The sequence below is a fragment of the Massilia sp. FBCC-B171 genome, assembly GCF_059134155.1.
The window spans coordinates 1551060-1569134 of the sequence record NZ_CP101443.1; the positions used below are offsets into that span (position 1 = coordinate 1551060).

Below are 18075 nucleotides of genomic sequence, written 5' to 3' on the forward strand. Positions count from 1 at the left end.
GAGGGCCATGAAAAACGGGGACACCTGCGTGTCCCCGTTTTTCATGGCGCCAGCGTGATCAGAACTTGTGCCAGAGGCGCGCGAAGTAGGCCGCGCCGTTCAGGCCGAACTGCACGCTCTCGTACTTGAAGCCGTTATCGGTCTGGTCCGGATCCTGTTCCGTTGGCTTGACGTTGAAGATGTTGGTGCCGCCCACGGTCAGCTTGGTGCGCTCGGTGAAGGACCAGCTGAAGGACAGGTCGGCCGAGGTCTTCGGCTCGTAGTGCGCGTTCGGCGTTGGCGGACCGGCGAAGGTGCCGAGCGTCTGCGGGCCGAAGTGGATGATGCGCAAGTCCGAGCCAAACTTGCCCTGGCTGTATTCGAAGCCGAGCGTGGCCTTGCGGCGCGGGCCGCCCTGTTCGATGAACAGGCGCTCGCGCTCGGACAGCAGCACGTCGTCGAAACCGGTCAGCGCGCTTGGCGTATGGATGGCGGTCACCTCGGTCTTGCTGAAGTTCAGCGCCAGGAAGGTGTTCAGGCGGCCGCTTGCTACCGGCATGCGGTGCGAGGCCGTCACGTCCAGGCCCTTCGTGCTGGTATCGACCGAGTTGACGAAGAACTGGGCCTCGTCCACGCCCAGGGTCTGCAGGGTCGCGCCCAGCGCCGGATAGTTGTCGGCATTGAAGCGGCCCGACAGCACGATACGGTCGTCGATGTCGATGCGGTACAAGTCGGCGGTGATCGAGGTCGATTGCGACGGCGTCCAGGTCGCGCCCAGGGTGGCGCTCTTCGATTTCTCTTCCTTCAGCGCCGGGATGCCCGCGGCGAGTGCCACCGGACCGCCGTTCGGCGCCAGTTTCACGTTGATCGATTGACCTTCGGGGAAGTCGGTGAAGGTCGACGAGAAGTAGACCTGCTGCAGCGACGGGGCACGGAAGCCGGTGCTGACCGAACCGCGCAGCAGCACGTCGCCGCCCAGCTTGAAGGAGCCGGCCAGCTTGCCGTCGGTGGTGGCGCCGAAGTCCGAGAAGCGCTCGTGGCGCAGCGCCGCCTGCAGCTTGAGGCGGTCGGTCAGTTCCGCCTCGAAGTCGAGGTAGGCCGCGGTGCTGTGGCGGCTGCGGTTGGTGGCATCGACCGGCTGGAAGCCCGGGAAGCCCTGGCTGCCGGCAGCACCGCCGAAGCTGGCGCCGTCGGCGTCGACGTAGGAACCCGGTTCGCCGGCGAAGATCTTGTAGTTCTCGCTGCGGTATTCCAGGCCGAAGGCGGCGTTCAGGCCCTGGAAGACAGCAGGATAGTAGCGGCTGAAGTCGGCGTTCGTGGTCAGCTGGCGGAAGGAGAAGCCGCCCGCGCCGAACGTGTTCGGGCTGATGCCGCGCCCGCCGTTGATCAGGTCGAGGTTGGCGATCGACGCGTTCAGGGTATTGGCAATGGTGTAGTCGAGGCGGTTGTAGCCGTAGGTCTGCGAGAAGTCGGCATCCCATTCGCCGATTTTCAGGCGGTAGCCGAGCGTGCCGTAGCGGTCATCGACGTCGCCGTTGATGAAGGGGACGAAACCGTCCGGATACATCGCCGCTGAATTTTTCTTCGGGATGTCGTCCGAGCCGATGCCGCCGCGTGCGAATGCGCCCGACGAGGCATCGCGGCGCTGCACGCCGAGCGTCGTGTACAGGCGGCCCGCGCCCAGCGGGATATCGCCATTGATATACAGCGTCTGGTTTTCCGAGCGGCTGTCGCCGATGATGCGCGGGTTGCCTTCTTCGGCGCGGTTCGAGCGGTCGCGGAACAGGTATTCGCCGGTTACGCCGAAGGTGCCGCCTGCAAGGGCAATGCCGCAATAGGCCGAGGCCAGGTAGTTCTCGCCGTCGCCTTCGGTGTATTCGCCGAAGCCGGTAACGGCTTCGCAGCCCAGGCTTTTCTTGAGTTCGATGTTCATCACGCCGGCGATCGCGTCCGAGCCGTACTGGGCGGCGGCGCCGTCGCGCAGCACCTGCACATTTTTGATCGCCAGCATCGGGATCGCATTCATGTCGGTGCCGGTGTTGCCGCGGTTGCGCGCGCCGAACAGGTTGACCAGGGCCGTCGTGTGGCGGCGCTTGCCGTTCATCAGCACCAGGGTCTGGTCGGAACCGAGGCCGCGCAGCGCGGCCGAGTCGACCAGGTCGGCGCCGTCGGCGCCGGTCTGGCGCGTCGAGTTGAACGAAGGCGAGATGTTGGTCAGCGTCTGCGACAGGTCGAACTGGCCGCCTTGTTCGGCCAGGCGCGTCATCGGAATGATGTCGACCGGGACCGGGGTATCGGTCGAGGACGAGGCGCCGACGCGGCGGGTGCCGACCACGCGCACGCTTTGCATGGATTCAGCCTGGGCAGTGTCAGAAGTTGCGGTCTGGGCCGTGGCCGCCGGGGAGAGGGCAAGGGCAGCGCTGCCATACAGGGCAAACAGCACGGCACGGCGCAATTGTTTTTGTTTGAACACGCAACATCTCCAAAGGGGAAAATTGCATGCTAATCAATATTGACGGGCTGAACCACTGGATGTGTCGAAAACGCAACGATTGCACGGAAATAGGGCGGATAAAGCGCACATCCGCTGCGTTCAAGAATCCAACTCCAGATCAATCGAGCCTGATCGCTTTGGCCTTGATCACCTTCCCCCATTTTTCGCGCTCGGCCCTGGCATACGCCGTCATGTCGTTCGGGCTGCCGGGAATGGCTTCGAGGCCGAGGGCCTGGAAACGCGTTTTCACGGCCTCGGTCTGGACCGCCTTCTGCAAGGCCTTGTTCAGCGTCTCGATGGTGGCCGCGGGCGTTTTTGCGGGCGCCACCATGCCTTGCCAGGCATAGGCTTCGAAGCCGGCCAGTCCCTGCTCGTTCAGGGTCGGGATGGTCTCGAAATTCTGTACCCGCTTCAGGCTCGCAACGCCGATGGCGCGCAGTTTGCCGGCGCGGATATGCGAGCCGCCGGCGGCGGTGTCGACGAACATGAAGGGAATCTGGCCGCCGATGACGTCCTGCACTGCGGGCGCCGCGCCTTTATAAGGTGCGTGCAGCAGTTTCAAGCCGGAGACATCGGAAAACAATTCGGTCGCCAGATGGTGCGGGCTGCCGGCGCCCGGGCTGCCATAGGCCACCGGATTGCTTTGCGCCTTGGCCCATGCCATGAACTCCTGCAGGTTCTTGGCGGGGACGTCGGGATGGACGACGAGGATCATCGGGAAGCGGGCGATCAGGCCGACCGGCGCGAAATCCTGCTCCGCGCTGTAACCGGGTTTGGCATACAAAAACTGGTTGGTCGCCAGGGTGGCGGTATCGGCCGTCAGCACCAGGTGGCCGTCCGCTTTCGCCTTGGCGGCATAGGCCGCGCCGATGTTGGTGCCCGCACCGGGCTTGTTGTTGATGACAATCGGCTGGCCGAGCGTCTTCGTCATTTCCGAGGCAATCACGCGCGCCACCACGTCGGAGCCGCCGCCCGCGGCGTAGGGGACGACCCATTCGACGGGCGCGGTGGGAAAGGCGAATGCCGAAGCCGGCAAGCTCAAGGCGATGGCGGCCATGCAGCGCCGGGTGCGGGTCCAGAATGTCATAAGGTCTCCATGGGTTGTTATGTTTGTTTTAATTTAACACGCAACAGCCCGGCCGCCGACAAACACGGCGTCGCCATCGATCATGGTGTGCATCAGGCACGCTCGCCCACTGGCGCGGCCCTGGTGCAGCATCAGTCCATGCCCGAGCGCGGCGGTGAGTGCGCCGGCCGCTGCGCCGGTCGCGCTGTCTTCGAGCCGGGGATCGAGGTGGTTGAAGTTGCGGCCTTCGTATTCCTGCTCGCCGATGCGGCACCAGGCGTAGCAGCCGCTCACGCCCTGGGCGCGACCCCATTCGACGATCGCTTCCAGGTCCGGCGTCAAGCCATGCAGGGTCTCGCGGTCCGCCACTTCCAGCAGCAGCTTCGGGCTACCGACCGAGGCGAGGCGCGGACTGCCGGCGAGCTGCAGGCCTGGCGCCGCCAGCAGGCGCCGGGCCAGGGCGGCGTCCGCCGCCACCTGCGGCGCGTCCTGCCGCGCCAGCTGCACGAACACCAGCTCGCCCTCGCGCGAGAGCACCAGGCGCTGGCCGCGCATCGCCGTCGTCACCTGCAAGGGTAAGGCGTCGCCAAAGCGCGCGAACAGCACCTGCGCCGCCGCCAGCGTTGCGTGCAGGCAGAGCGGGCTGCGCATGTGCGGGTAGACGAAGTCGAGCGTGGCGGCCAGGCCAGGCGCGCCAGGGGCGTCGAGAAAGACGCAAGTGAGCGCATGCTCACGCGCCAGCCGTGCGCGCTCCGCATCCTCGCGTGGGCCATCCTCGATCACGAGCGCCGGATTGCCGCCGCCGCCGTCCTCGCCGAAGCAGCTGAATTCTTTCATGTTCATTGAAGTCTCGTGCCAGGTTCTGTAAAAACTGCCAATAACAATAGCTGGTATACTCCAGCCGTCCCGTCCAACGACCTCCCTATGCGACGAGCATTCGTCATCTTCCTGATCCTGCTGTTCCCCCTGAATGTATTCGCGCTGTCGATGTCGGTATCGTCGATGCAGAGCGGCGCAGTGCAACACGTAGCCCTCGCCGCCGACGGCGACGCCATGGGTGCACCCGATATGCAGGCGATGGGCGATCCGGATTCGGACGAGCCCCCGGCCGGCTACGACTTTCACGATTCGGTCAACGAAGAAGGGCGCCTGCAGCCTGCCGCGCTTCCCGGCCGTTCCAGGCCTGCCTCCCTGCCGCCCCGGCGCGGCCTTGCGCCATTTCCACCGATAAAACCTCCTCCCATGCACTGAGCCACGGTCCTGCCGTTTATCCGGCATGGACCGCCGTCTGCACACGCCGGGCGACACCCGGCGCCCCTTGATTCCTGTCCGACACGCCTGCCGCGCCGCCACCGGGATCAGCTTGAATCTTATATGAACGAGGTATTGAAATGGAATGGCTATTCGACCCCACGATCTGGGCGGGCTTGCTCACGCTGGTCGTGCTGGAAATCGTACTGGGCATCGACAACCTGATTTTTATCGCCATCCTGGCCGACAAGCTGCCGCCGCACCAGCGCGACAAGGCGCGGCTGATCGGCTTGTCGCTGGCGATGCTGATGCGCCTGGGGCTGTTGACGATCGTGTCCTGGCTGGTAACGCTCACCGCGCCGCTGTTCGCACTGGGCTCCTTCAGTTTTTCGGGACGCGACCTGATCCTGCTGGGGGGCGGCCTGTTCCTGCTGTTCAAGGCCACCACCGAACTGCATGAACGCCTCGAAGGCGTGACCCATGCCCACACCGGCTCGAAAGCCTATGCCGCCTTTGGCGTGGTCGTGGCCCAGATCGTCGTGCTCGACGCCGTGTTCTCGCTCGACGCCGTCATCACGGCAGTGGGCATGGTCGACGAGCTGGGCGTCATGATGGCGGCCGTGATCATCTCGATCGGCGTCATGATCCTTGCTTCGAAGGCGCTGACGCGCTTCGTGAACGCGCATCCGACCGTCGTCGTCCTGTGCCTGAGCTTCCTCCTGATGATTGGCCTGAGTCTGGTGGCCGAGGGCCTGGGCTTCCATATCCCGAAGGGCTACCTGTATGCGGCCATCGGTTTCTCGATCCTGATCGAAGCGCTGAACCAGTTCGCGCGCCGGAACTTCATCAAGAACGAGGCGCGCCTGCCGCTGCGCGCGCGCACTGCCGACAGCGTGCTGCGCCTGATGGGCGGGCGCAAACGCCTCGATGCCAGCGAGGAGGCCTCGGATAGCCGCCAAGCAGAGGAGGCAGGGTTCGCGGTCGAGGAACGCAACATGGTCAGCGGCGTGCTGGCGCTGGCCGACCGCTCGATCCGCTCGATCATGACGCCGCGCTCGGAAATGTCGTGGGTCGACCTCGACGACGAGCCCGACGCCATCCTGCGCCAGCTGCAGGACACGCCGCACGGTTTGATGCCGGTGTGCCGCGGCGAGCTCGATCAGGTGGTCGGCATCGGCCGCACCAAGGACCTGATCGCCGGCCTGCTGCTGCGCGGGCGCATCGACGAGGAGGGCGCGGCCAGCCTTTTGCGCACCCCGATCATCATGCCCGACACCGCCGGCGTCCTGCGCGCGATGGACACGCTCAAACGCGCGCACGGCCAGTTGCTCCTGGTGACGGACGAATACGGTATCGTCCAGGGTTTGCTGACGCCGGTCGATATCCTGGAAGCGATCGCCGGCGAGTTCCCCGACGAGGATGAGCAACTGGCGATCCAGGCGCGCGCGCCGGGCGAATGGGAAGTCATCGGCACGGCCGATCTGCGCCAGTTGCAACAGGTGCTGGGCACCGAGGGCCTGCTCGGCATGGATGCGGATTACACTTCGCTTGCAGGATTCCTGCTGGCGCGCTTCGAGCGCTTCCCGGAAGTGGGGCAGAGTGTCGAACACGATGGCCTGCGCTACGAAATTCTGGCGGTCGAGGCGCATCGCATCGCAAGGGTGGCGATCCGCCGGATCACCGCCGCTTCAATGCACGCGCACATGGAGGAAGAACGATGAAAGAAGTATCGGGTGGCCCGGCCTTGTCGGAAGTCTTGCAGCAGCTGGCAGACGACGCCGAGCGCGAACGCATCTCGATCGGCGACCTGCTCGCGGCGCTGGCCGACCGCGCGCTCGGCGCCTTGCTGTTCGTGTTCGCCTGCCCGAACGCGCTGCCGGCGCTGCCCGGCACCTCGGTGATCCTGGGCGCGCCGCTGGTGCTGCTGGCGGCGCAGCTGGCTTTCAACCAGAAGCCCTGGCTGCCCGGCTTCATCGCCAACCGTTCGATGGCGCGCGCCGATTTCGGCGCCATGATCGCCCGCATCTGTCCCTGGCTGCAGCGCGCCGAACGCATGCTGCGCCCGCGCGCCAGCATCTGGGCGCTGCCGCCGATGGAATACCTGGTCGGCATTGTTTGCCTGCTGCTGGCGATCGTGGTGCTGCTGCCTATCCCGCTCGGGAACATGCTGCCGGCGCTGGCGATCAGCATGCTGGCGCTTGGCATCCTCGAACGCGACGGCTATTGGATCGTTGGCGGGCTGGTGATGGCGGCGGCGTCGGCGGTGCTGGTATCGGGCGTCGTGTTCGCCGCGGTGCAGGCGGTGCTGTTCATGATGGTGAAGTTTTTCGCCTGAAGCCGGGAGGCGGGGCGCCGGTCAACCAGCCTTATTGCTGCCGCTTTTTCTCTTCCTGTTTCACCTTTTTCGCTTCCTTCTTTTCCTTGGCGTTCTTGGCCGGTTCTTTTTTGGTGGATTTCTTGGCGTCCTGGCTTTTACTCATGGTGGGCTCCTGTTGGTCGTGCGCGTGTGGGTTGGGGGTGCGTTTCACTATAACGTAAAGCGCACCCGATCGCGTACGAGCGCCCCCGGCGGACCTGTGGTTCTTGTATCCGCATGGAAATTACTTATTAACTTGCTCTGTTCGGCTATACTGTTTTTTTGTACAGTAGTTTGAATGCTCACCGCATTCCACCTTGCCGATGCCGTCTCCACCTCCGCCGCCGACACAGGGCCAGTCCGGCCATCTACCAGACTATGCCGAGCTGTTCTGCCTGTCGAATTTCTCCTTCCTGCAAGGCGCTTCGCACGCCGAGGAGCTGGTGGAGCGGGCAGTGCGCCTCGGTTATTCGGCGCTGGCGCTGACCGACGAGTGTTCGCTGGCCGGCGTGGTGCGTGCCCATGCCGAGGCAAAGGAAGCGGCGCTGCCCTTCATCGTCGGCGCCCATTTTCACCTGAAGCATCCGGGCGGCGACCCGGCGCTGTCCCTGATCCTGCTGGCGCAGAACCGCAACGGCTACGGCAACCTGTCCGAATTCATCACGCTGGGGCGCACGCGCAGCGAGAAGGGCACCTATTTCCTCACGCTTGACGACATCGCCAATCCGCAGGGGGCGCTGGCCCACCTGAAGGGCATGCCCGACTGCCTGGCGATCCTGCTGCCGCATTATCCAGGGCATGAACCGGACGACGTCGACCGCCTGCATGCACAGGCGAAGTGGGTGGCGGCGCAGTTCCCGGAACGCGCCTGGCTGGGCCTGGTGCTGCTGCACCGCGCTTTTGATGATGCGCACCGGGTCACGATCGAGGAAGTCGCCTGGCAGCACCGGCTGCCGATCGTCGCCCTCGGCCACGTCGTGATGCACGTGCGCTCGCGCAAACCCCTGCAGGACACGCTCACCGCGACGCGCCTGAACAAGCCCGTGGCCGAATGCGGCTATGGCCTGGCCCAGAACGCCGAGCAGCACCTGCGCGCGCGCCTGCGCCTGGCGAACATCTACTCGCGCGAAGCATTAAGTGAGACACTCCGTATCGCTTCTTTATGCACCTTCTCGCTCGACGAACTGCGCTACGAATACCCGAACGAAGTGGTGCCGAAGGGGCAAACGGCATCGAGTTTCCTGCGCGCCGAAACCTATATCGGCGCGCACCGGCGTTTCAAGGAAGGGATTCCGGCCAAGGTGCAGGCCCAGATCGAGCATGAACTCACGCTCATCACCGAGATGGGCTACGAACACTACTTCCTGACCGTCTACGACATCGTCCACTTCGCGCGCTCGAACAACATCCTGTGCCAGGGCCGCGGCTCGGCGGCCAATTCGGCCGTGTGCTACTGCCTCGGCATCACCGAGGTCGATCCGGCGCGCGCCAATCTGCTGTTCGAGCGCTTCATTTCGAAGGAGCGCAACGAGCCGCCCGACATCGACGTCGACTTCGAGCACCAGCGCCGCGAAGAAGTCATCCAGTACATCTACAACAAGTACGGCCGCATGCGCGCGGCGCTGGCGGCGGTGGTGATCAGCTATCGCCCGAAGAGCGCCTTGCGCGACAGCGGGCGCGCGCTCGGCGTCGATCTCGGCATCATCGAAAAGGTCTGTAAAAGCCACCGCTGGTTCGACAACAAGGCCGACCTTCTGAATCGCCTGGCGGAATCCGGCCTCGACCCGGAAGCGCCGCTGTCGCGCCAGTGGGCTACGCTCGCTACAGGGCTGCTGAACTTCCCGCGCCACCTGTCGCAGCACCCGGGCGGCTTCGTCATCGCGCAAGGCAAGCTTTCTCGCCTGGTGCCGATCGAGAACGCGGCGATGGTGGACCGCAGCGTCATCCAGTGGGACAAGAACGACCTCGAGGAACTCGGCCTGATGAAGGTCGACGTGCTGGCGCTGGGCATGCTGTCGATGCTGCGGCGCGCCCTGGAACTGGTGAGCCTGCGCCACGGCAGCCAGTTCGAGATGCAGGACATCCCGCCCGACGACAAGGCCACCTACGACATGATCTGCGCGGCCGACACGGTGGGCGTGTTCCAGATCGAATCGCGCGCGCAAATGAGCATGCTGCCGCGGATGAAGCCGCGCGTCTTCTACGACCTCGTGATCGAGGTGGCGGTGGTGCGCCCGGGCCCGATCCAGGGCGGCATGGTCCACCCGTATCTGCGCCGGCGCCAGGGCCTGGAACCGGTGCGTTACCCGAGCGAGGAAATGAAGCAGGCGCTCGGACGCACGCTGGGCGTGCCGATCTTCCAGGAGCAGGTGATGCAGGTGGCCATTCTCGGCGCCGGCTTCACGCCCGGCGAGGCGGACCAGCTGCGCCGCGCGATGGCGGCCTGGAAGCGAAAGGGCGGACTCGAACACTATTACGACCGCATCGTGCGCGGCATGCTCGAGCGCGGCTACGAACTGGAATTTGCCGAAGCGATCTTCAGCCAGATCCAGGGCTTCGGCGAGTACGGTTTTCCGGAGTCGCACGCGGCCAGCTTCGCACTGCTGGCCTATGCCAGCTCCTGGATGAAGTGCCACGAGCCGGCGGCTTTCTTATGCGCTTTGCTTAACAGCCAACCGATGGGTTTCTACAGTCCCTCGCAGCTGGTGCAGGACGCCCAGCGCCACGGCATCGAAGTGCGTCCGGTCGACATTGCGATCAGCGGCTGGGAGTCGACCCTGGAAGAACTGCACGACACGACGCGCCAGCCGGCCGTGCGCCTTGGCTTGTCGCTCCAGCGCGGCATGAGCCGCGAGGCGGCGGCGCGCATCGAGGACGCGCGCGCGATTCGCCCCTTCGAAAACGTGGCCGACCTGGCGAGACGGGCAGGGCTGGACCGCGGCGACCTGCAGGTGCTGGCCGGCGCCAACGCCTTGCGCTCGCTCGCCGGACACCGCAGGGAAGCCTTGTGGCAGGCCGTCGGCGGCGTCCCCGACAAGGACTTGCTGCGCCCGACGACGATCGACGAAGAGATGCCGGTGCTGGCCGCGCCCTCGGAGGGCGACGAGATCGTCGGCGACTACCGCGCGCAGGGGCTCACACTGGGCCGTCATCCGGTGGCGCTGCTGCGCAAACAGCTGCTGGCGCAGCGCTTCATGCCCTCATCCGTGCTGAACGAGTACGCCGACGGCCAGCTCGCGCGCGGCTGCGGCCTGGTCACCGTGCGCCAGCGGCCCGGCACCGCCAAGGGCGTGCTGTTCCTGACGCTGGAAGACGAGACGGGCAATGTCAACGTGATCGTCTGGCCCGACCTGGTCGAGCACCAGCGGCGCGAAGTGCTGGGCGCGAATTTACTGGGCGTGTACGGCATCTGGCAAAGCCAGGGGCAAGTAAAACACCTGGTGGCGAAGCGGCTGGTGGACATGTCGCATTTGCTGGGGCGGCTGGCGACGGGGAGCAGGGACTTTTGTTGAGGGCCGGGCGGGCCTTTGGAAAAACCGCCGGCTTGCCATGAATGGAACTGGACCGTACACTGGGTTTTGCCGATTGATCTCGCCAGGGGCGCCATGTCCGAACATCTCATCACCGATCTCGCATCGCTCGAAGCGCTGTTCGGCCCCGTGGCGCCTGCGTCCATCGCCAAGGAAGTCGACCACCTGCATCCGCTTTACGCACGGTGGATCGACAACGCACGCTTCGCCTTGCTGGCGACCAGCGGGCCGCATGGGCTGGATATATCGCCACGCGGAGACGCCGGCCCCCTGGTGCGTATCATCGATGAACGCACCTTGCTGCTGCCCGAGCGACGCGGAAACAACCGCATCGACAGCCTGCGCAACCTGATTTCCGATCCACGAGTGAGCCTGATATTCCTGATCCCGGGCGTGGGCGAAACCTTGCGCGTGCGCGGGCGTGCAGAAATATGCGTCGACCCTCAACTGCTGGCGTCGTTCGCTGTTGAAGGGAAAGCGCCAATCTGCGTGTTGCGCATCTCGGTCGACAAGGTATTTTTCCAGTGTGCCCGTTCGATCCTGCGCTCGCGTCTCTGGCATCTTCAAGAACACGATATCTCGCAGGTACCCACGCCCGGATCGATCCTGGGCGAGCTGACGCAAGGCGGCATCGACCGCGAAACCTACGATCGCGCGCTGCCGCAGCGCCAGCGCGAGTCGCTGTATTAGCGGACCCGGCCCCGGCATTGCCTGGTACGCAGCAGGACCAGCGCGGCGCTTGCCGCCAGCATCGCGACCGCAAAGGCATTCACGATCAACACGCCGGCCGGCAAGTGCACGACGAAGGCCAGGCTGAAAGCCCATGGTGGCTGCCAGGCCGGCGTGGAATCGTAGGGATGGAAAGCGGCGAGCTGCACGCCATAAAACAGGAGTCCGGCAGCGTGTCCGGACAGCCGTCCGCGCCAGGCCAGCACGCCCGACAGCAGGCCGAGTAGGGGCAGTAGCGGCAGGCTGTCGATGGCGCCGCGCGACGGCAGGCCCGTCACCCACATGGCAAGGCCCAGCATGCCGTTGGCCATCGTCAGGCCAGCGATCCATTTTTCAACGCACACAAGAGGGATCGCAGCTTGCAAGTGGCCTTGGAGGTCAGGAGAAAGAAAAACTTAATAGCAAGAAATATCCTCCATCTCTGGCAAGTAAGTCAATCATTTTTGATAACGCGAACGCGTGCGATTCGTCAATACAAGGCATATACTGGCGCTTCACCGTCATCCAGGAGGTTGCCATGAAAGCGATTCACCCTGTACTCGCCGCACTGACCACTGCACTCGTATTCTCCAGCAGCGCCGCCCTGGCGCAGTCGGGCTTCAAGAAAGCGAACGGCGTGCTGTCCGACGCCGCCGGGATGACGGTCTACACCTTCGACAAGGACACGGCCGGCTCGGGCAAGAGCGCCTGCAACGAAGGCTGCGCCAAGATGTGGCCGCCGGTGCCGGTCACGGACGAACGCGTCGCCTCGCCGTATTCGACCGTCACGCGCGACGACGGCACGAAGCAGCTGGCCTACAAGGGCAAGCCGCTCTACCTGTTCGCCAACGATACCAAACCGGGCGATCGCAAGGGCGACAAGGTGAAGGACGTGTGGCACGTTGTAGCTGACTGAAACGCCTGTCCGCTCCCTGGGTGGGCAGCGTGTCCACCCAGGGAAAGCCTGGTTCAGCTCAGCCAGGCCTTGAGCACATCGGCGCTGTGCTCCATCCCGAACTGCAGGCGCCCCTGCGCATGGGCCACACATTGCTCGGGCGTGCCGTTGCCCTGGCTGGCAGCCTTCAATGCGATGGCCTTGCTGGCGATGCCGAAGGCGGTAATCGCCTGATCCCAGGCCAGGCCCGAGGCCAGCGCTTCCTCGACCACCTGCGCAGCCAGGGCGCCCAGCTTCTCGACCAGTGCGTCGTCCGTTCCGAGTTTCAGCATCTTCAGGCTCCTTCGAATCAGTCGTGAAGGGATAGTACGACAGCCTGGACATTGGGCCTGCACGGATCAGGCCAGGCCTGGACCTTGGGCGGCAAGGCGTGCATTCAAGCGGGACCAGACGATATGGAAAACCAGGGCGCCTGCCAAGCCGTGCATCCCGAAGCGCAGGATATCCTCGCCATACAGGAACCAGGCGTATTGCGTCGGGAAGCCGTCGATATAGGTCTTGATGTAATGTCCGTGCCAGTTCTGACCCGCTGAAAAACCGGGAAGCCTGCCGGGCCAGGACAATGCCGCCACCGGCAGCGCACCCAGCAAAAAGCCGGCCAGCGCCAGCGAAGCCCGGTTCGCGCGTCCAAAGGTATGCAGCAGCAGGAATGCCGGAATCCCGAGAACGAGCACGGCCGCTCCCGCCACCACCAGGACACTCAACAACAGCAGCCCGACGCCATGAACGGGATTGGGCGACATGAAAAGATCGTAGGCCATGAGCGCCATCATGATCAGTGGCTGGACCACTGTCGCCGCGATTGCCGCTAACCAGAGATGCATGCTGTCCCCATGTGCGTGTAAAGCCGACAGTATGCGCGATACCGAGTATCGGCAGGTGGGCTTTAATCGAGCCCCAGCCACTTCCGGTACGACCCGTAGTGGTGAACCACAAAGCCCCCGAAGGACGGCATCGCGCCCACGCTTTTCGCCGTCAGCCCGAGTTCGCGTTCCATGTCCGCCTCCTTCAGGTGGTAAAACGACACCTTTTTGAGCGCATTCGGCAGCGTCTCCACGCCGATCAGCACCTGCTTCCCAGTCTTCTCTGCATACGCCAGTTCGTCCAGCGCATGGCTGACGATGCCGTCGCCGCCTGCTGCGCGGTCGCGGTAGTCCATCAGGGCGACATAGTCGTACTGGTCCTGCACGTGCTGGCTGACCGGTCTCGATACGCCCTTGTACTCGATCACGAGGCCATCGAGCCAGAACGGGATGGCAGGCCCCATCGGGAGCGTTTGTCCGGAGGCGCGTTTGGCGCGCATCAGCGCATCGGACAGTTCGACGAATTCTGCCAGCAGCGCCATCTTGCGGGTCGACCATTCGGCCAGGATGTGCGGCTCGATGTCGACGTTGATGCCGTCGAAGCGCTCGTCTGGCGCGGCCGTCCTGTTGTAATCGAGGACGCGCTGCAGCATCGCCAGCGCCTCAAGCCGGTGCTTTGGCAGCACGTAGCGCTCGGTGTTCAGGTAGCCCGAACCGAGCAGGGCATAGGCGCGCAGGCCGGAAGCGTGCAGGCGCCGGATCAGGCGCCGGTAAAGCTGCGGTTGCGATACGATCAGGTTGCGTCCGCCGTAGGCATCGGCATACAGGAACACGGTGTCGACCGATTTCGACTTGAGGAAATCGATCGCGCGGCCAGCGGTTGCGGGTTGTTCGAGCAGCGCATACGAATCTTCTTCCCAGGTCCAGATCGCGCGCGGCGCGGCAGCGTCGGCCTGGGCGCCGACGCCGGCGCAGGCGCAGGCCAGCAGCAAGCTGGCAAACAGGCGTTTCACAGCTTCACCCCCACGTGGTACTGGCCGACGCCGAGCGGGCGCCCGGTATCCGGGTGCGAGGGCAGGGCCGAAATGAAATAGGCGCCTGGCGCCACCTTGCGCAGGTCCGGCTGCCAGCGGATGGTCGCCGATTCGCCGGGCGCCAGGGTGCGCACCGGGGCGGCGGTTTCGTTCAGTTCCAGGCCGTGTTCGTTGGTCACGACCAGCAGCGGCGCGAACTGCGGCGAGCGGGTCGCGCCGTGGTTGGTGAAGGTGGCTTCGAACACCGCGCCGCCCGCGCGGTACACGCCGGTCACGCCGATGTCGCCGGCGCTGGCCGCCAGCGCCACGCCGCGCAGGGTGCGCTGCCCGCCATAGGCAGCAAACTGCGTTGCCGCATGCGGCGCGAGCGCCTCGCTGCGCCCGGCCGTGCGGTTCGCCTTCAGGAAGGCGCGGAACTGGGCCTGGGCGCGCGCCAGGGCGTCGGGATCGTTGTTGCGGTCGATCTGCATGCCCTCGCCCAGCGTATGGAGCTGGCCTTGCGCCAGGTAGGCGGTGCCGGAGACGAAGTCGCTCATCTCGCTCTTGGTCTGCTTGAGCGGCACCACGTGCAGGTTGCGGAAGGACTCTTCGGTGTCCAGGCCCGTGCCGATCCAGGTCACCTCGGCCGGGGACTTCAGGCCGTAGCCGTTCGCCAGGAATGCCAGCAGCGAGGGCGCGATGTCGAATTGCGAGGACACCGAGCGGAACGAGCGCGCGCCTTTCAGGAGCGGCGAATACACGATCAGCGGCACGTGGTAGCGCTCGATGCGCGTGTCCATCGGCAGCTCCGGCAGGCGGTGGTCGCCGGTGATGACGAAGACGGTGTTCTCGTAGCCCGGCAGGCGTGACGCGCGCTCGAAATACATGCGCAGCGCGTCGTCCGTGTACAGGATGCTGGCGAAGATCTCGCGCCCGTTCTCGTACACCGGGGAGTCCGGCAGCTTCAGCGCGCGGACGCGTTCGCCGGCACGGCGCAGCCAGGCGTCCTTGCCGGGGAAGGTGAAGGGGCTGTGCATGCTGGTGGTCTGGATGATGCTGACATGGCGGCCGGCGGGGGCCGCGGCCTCGCGCTGGAGCGCCATCTCCATCAGGTCGCGGTCGGCATAACCCCAGTCGTTGCTGCGCTGGTAGGGCGGCTTGAAATCGCGTTCGCTCACCAGGGTGTCGACGCCCTGGCGCCGCAGGTAGACGCCTTCGTTGTCGAAGTCGAGGTTCGAACCGGAATAAAAGCGCAGGCGGTAATCCTGCGCCTTCAGCACCGACAGCAGCGAATCGTGGCGCGGCAGCTTTTCGCCCAGCGCCGCCAGGCCGTTTTCGCCGAAGGGGAGCGAGCCGAAAAGCGTGGTCAGCACGCCGAAGGTGCGGCCCTGGCCGGCCAGGAAGTTTTCGAAGTAAAGGCTGCGTCCTGCCAGTTCGTCGAGGAAGGGCGTGAAGCTGCCCAGGCGCGCGCCGGGGCCGGAGAAGCTGCGCCCCAGGCCTTCGACGACGATGAAGACGATGTTCGGCGGCGCCGCACCCGGACGCACGTTGAACAGAGGGCCCAGGGTGTCGGGCGTGCGCTCGGCGTGCAGGAAGGGGTAGCGCGGATCGGCGCCCGACCAGGGCGCCTGCGCGTTCATGCGCGGCGCCGCGGCCTCGTCGCCCGGCTGGCGCAGGCGCGCGATATTGTTATCGATGAAGAAGGCGGTCTTGTTGCCCAGGTAGGCCAGGTCGGTATCGGTGCGCGCCACCAGCGGCGCGAAGCGCGGCGGCAGCAGCGCGAAAGCGAGCAGGCTGGCGCCAAATGCCACGAACACCGTTTGCGCTGCGGCGCGCGGCCACCAGTCGCGCACCGAGAGCGACAGCAGGGTCCACAGCACCGCCAGCGCCGACACCAGGGCGATGCCGAGCAGGGGACTCAATGCCCAGCCGCCGGCGACGGTGGCGGCGACTTCGCTGCCTGAATACGCGAACAGGTCGGCCCCGAGCGGCACGCCCGCGACCCAGTGGTATTGCATCAGCGCCGCCTGCGCGAACAGCAGGGCGCTCCAGACCAGGCCGAGCGCCAGGGTGCGCCAGCGCGGCGATGGGATCAAGGCCAGCGCCAGGCCGCCGAGCAGGAAGACGAAGCCGAAGCGCAGCAGCGACAGCAGGTCGTTGCCAAGTGCCGCGCCGAAGAGCGTGGCTTGCGGCACGCCGGCGCCGCTGGCGTGCACTGCTTCGCCGATGCGCAGGCAGAACCAGGCCAGCACCAGGGCCGGCAGCGCATCGAGCGAAAAGGCGAGGGCGCGCGCCAGCCCTCCGCCGGCGCTGCGCAGGCGCGCAGGTATTACCATCGGCGGTACAGCCCGGCCGAGACGCCGCGCTCTTGCGCGTCGTTTGCGTCGCGCGAGAAACTGGCGCCGACCTTGGTGCCCCAGTGATCCGACCAGTAGCGCACCCAGGTGACGCTGCCGCCGCCCGAACGCGCGCGTCCGCCCGAGAGCGAGAGAGGATCGTCGCTGCGCCCGCTGTTGGCGGTCGCTTCCAGGTAGCTGTCGGCGTCGCCCGCGTAGTAGTAACGCGCCAGCAGGCGCTGGCCCTTACTGTGCGCGCTTTCGGAGACGATGTTCTGGTGGCGCAGCTGGACATACCAGTTGCCCACGTATTTGCCGAGGGCGACGCCATAGATGTTGACGCGCGAGTCGAAGCCGAGCACGTCGTCGGCCAGGGACAGTTCCCAGCCGCTGCCGAGCGACTGGTAAACCTCGACCCGGCCCGAGTTGGCCGGGAACAGCCTTGCAGCCGGCGCGCGCTGGTAGCGGATGTTGGCGTAGGCCCCGTTCCAGAGGTCGGTATAGGCGTCGAGCGCCCAGGCGTGGCCGGTCTGGTCGAAGCGGTGCGCGCGCAGCGTCTCGAAGCCGATCGAACCATGCTTCATGTAGTGGCGCACGCTCGCGGTCTGGTCGTTCCAACGGGGGCCGGCACCAACATCGGTCCAGCTGCCGGACAGGCTGGCCGCCCAGCTGTAGCCGGCGGCCAGCGCCGCTTCCGGATTGGCGGCGCGCGGCTGCGCCTGGGCTGCGGGCTGCATCTGCACTGCGGGGTGCAGCGCCGCCAGCGCGGCGTCGATCTCGGCCGCGTTCGCACCAAGGCTGCGCGCCTGTTCCAGGTCGGCGCGTGCCGCATCGCGCCGGCCGGCCGCGCGGTTGGCGCGCGCGCGTGCCTGCAAGGACGCGGCATCGGCCGGGCGCAAGGCAGTCAGGCGGGTGTAGGCCTCCACCGCCTGTGCCGGCTGGTGGTGCCACAGGTGCAGGTTGCCGAGCGCAAGCCAGACATCGGCGTATTCGGGCGAGGCTTTCGCCGCCGCTTCGAGGTCGGCCCGGGCTTCTTCCCAGCGCTCCATGCGCGTGTAGGCAATGCCGCGCCCGAGCAGCACGTCGACATTGCCGGGCGACTGGGCAAGCAGCGCGTTGTAGGCAGCCAGGGCCAGCGCCGGCTGGCCGCTGTTGGCGAGCGTGCGCGCCTTGTCGTACTGTTCGTCGAAGGAGGCCGCGCTGGCGGCTTGTACCTGTGCGTTGGCGGTCGGGGGAAGCTGGAAGTCGATGGGCATGGAAACGGGAGAGAGGCGGAGGGACGCACTAACAGCTTAGTGCCATGGCGCAACTCTGCCGCAGCCGGGGGTGAGCGTCAAGAAGAGCAGGGCGCAGGCAGCCAGGATGTCGCGTCCATGCTGCAAAGCGTGGTCAAGCTGGTTATGAAACTTGTTGGAGTGGCACGTGGAAGCGGCCGAGGTCTGGGCTGCTCTTGTAGGGTCGGCACTCCGTGCCCACGCGGACGCTGGCCTCGTGTTATCGGAATCAGCACTGCAGCGCTGGCATCGTCAAAACGTATGCGATTGATCCGCGATAGCGTCCGATTTGATAAGGTCGCGACCGCGT

15 protein-coding genes are annotated in these 18075 nt (G+C 65.7%); 6 read left to right on the plus strand and 9 right to left on the minus strand.

Annotated elements, in window-relative coordinates; all coding sequences use genetic code 11:
* Positions 1-58 precede the first annotated feature (58 nt).
* From NMB41_RS07035 to NMB41_RS07045, 3 genes are all read right to left on the minus strand, one after another.
* Positions 59-2452, minus strand: a complete 2394-nt coding sequence (locus tag NMB41_RS07035; RefSeq protein ID WP_494381760.1) for a TonB-dependent receptor plug domain-containing protein — start codon at positions 2450-2452, stop codon at positions 59-61.
* A 139-nt stretch (positions 2453-2591) separates the two neighbouring features.
* Positions 2592-3560, minus strand: a complete 969-nt coding sequence (locus NMB41_RS07040; protein ID WP_494381761.1) for a Bug family tripartite tricarboxylate transporter substrate binding protein — start codon at positions 3558-3560, stop codon at positions 2592-2594.
* A gap of 33 nt (positions 3561-3593) precedes the next feature.
* Positions 3594-4382 (minus strand): PhzF family phenazine biosynthesis protein, encoded by a 789-nt coding sequence (locus NMB41_RS07045; RefSeq protein ID WP_494381762.1) that lies wholly within the window; start codon positions 4380-4382, stop codon positions 3594-3596.
* An 81-nt stretch (positions 4383-4463) separates the two neighbouring features.
* Here NMB41_RS07045 and NMB41_RS07050 point away from each other — a divergent pair, with 81 nt between their 5' ends.
* The 5 genes from NMB41_RS07050 to NMB41_RS07070 all read left to right on the plus strand — a co-directional run bounded on the left by NMB41_RS07050 (position 4464) and on the right by NMB41_RS07070 (position 11366).
* A complete protein-coding gene (locus tag NMB41_RS07050; RefSeq protein WP_494381763.1) occupies positions 4464-4790 on the plus strand; it encodes a hypothetical protein in 327 nt (108 codons plus the stop codon).
* A gap of 140 nt (positions 4791-4930) precedes the next feature.
* Positions 4931-6511 (plus strand): TerC family protein, encoded by a 1581-nt coding sequence (locus NMB41_RS07055; RefSeq protein ID WP_494381764.1) that lies wholly within the window; start codon positions 4931-4933, stop codon positions 6509-6511.
* Positions 6508-7125 (plus strand): exopolysaccharide biosynthesis protein, encoded by a 618-nt coding sequence (locus NMB41_RS07060; RefSeq protein ID WP_494381765.1) that lies wholly within the window; start codon positions 6508-6510, stop codon positions 7123-7125. Before NMB41_RS07055 ends, NMB41_RS07060 begins: the two co-directional genes overlap by 4 nt.
* A 344-nt stretch (positions 7126-7469) precedes the next feature.
* A complete protein-coding gene (locus NMB41_RS07065; RefSeq protein ID WP_494381766.1) occupies positions 7470-10658 on the plus strand; it encodes an error-prone DNA polymerase in 3189 nt (1062 codons plus the stop codon).
* A gap of 93 nt (positions 10659-10751) precedes the next feature.
* Positions 10752-11366: a pyridoxamine 5'-phosphate oxidase family protein gene (locus NMB41_RS07070; RefSeq protein ID WP_494382803.1), complete on the plus strand. Its 615-nt coding sequence runs from the start codon at positions 10752-10754 to the stop codon at positions 11364-11366.
* Here NMB41_RS07070 and NMB41_RS07075 read toward each other — a convergent pair.
* A complete protein-coding gene (locus NMB41_RS07075; protein ID WP_494381767.1) occupies positions 11363-11749 on the minus strand; it encodes a hypothetical protein in 387 nt (128 codons plus the stop codon). The genes NMB41_RS07070 and NMB41_RS07075 overlap by 4 nt on opposite strands.
* 173 nt (positions 11750-11922) lie before the next feature.
* Here NMB41_RS07075 and NMB41_RS07080 point away from each other — a divergent pair, with 173 nt between their 5' ends.
* Positions 11923-12300: a COG4315 family predicted lipoprotein gene (locus NMB41_RS07080; protein WP_494381768.1), complete on the plus strand. Its 378-nt coding sequence runs from the start codon at positions 11923-11925 to the stop codon at positions 12298-12300.
* Positions 12301-12353: 53 nt separating this feature from the next.
* Here NMB41_RS07080 and NMB41_RS07085 read toward each other — a convergent pair whose 3' ends face one another.
* From NMB41_RS07085 to NMB41_RS07105, 5 genes are all read right to left on the minus strand, one after another.
* Positions 12354-12611, minus strand: a complete 258-nt coding sequence (locus NMB41_RS07085; protein ID WP_494381769.1) for a hypothetical protein — start codon at positions 12609-12611, stop codon at positions 12354-12356.
* A 66-nt stretch (positions 12612-12677) separates the two neighbouring features.
* A complete protein-coding gene (locus NMB41_RS07090; protein WP_494381770.1) occupies positions 12678-13112 on the minus strand; it encodes a hypothetical protein in 435 nt (144 codons plus the stop codon).
* A gap of 113 nt (positions 13113-13225) precedes the next feature.
* Positions 13226-14155: a hypothetical protein gene (locus NMB41_RS07095; RefSeq protein WP_494381771.1), complete on the minus strand. Its 930-nt coding sequence runs from the start codon at positions 14153-14155 to the stop codon at positions 13226-13228.
* Positions 14152-16491, minus strand: coding sequence for an LTA synthase family protein (locus NMB41_RS07100; protein ID WP_494381772.1), 2340 nt, complete (start codon positions 16489-16491; stop codon positions 14152-14154). Before NMB41_RS07100 ends, NMB41_RS07095 begins: the two co-directional genes overlap by 4 nt.
* On the minus strand, positions 16485-17747 hold the full coding sequence (locus NMB41_RS07105) for a YaiO family outer membrane beta-barrel protein (protein ID WP_494381773.1): 1263 nt from the start codon (positions 17745-17747) through the stop codon (positions 16485-16487). Before NMB41_RS07105 ends, NMB41_RS07100 begins: the two co-directional genes overlap by 7 nt.
* Positions 17748-18075: the final 328 nt, after the last annotated feature.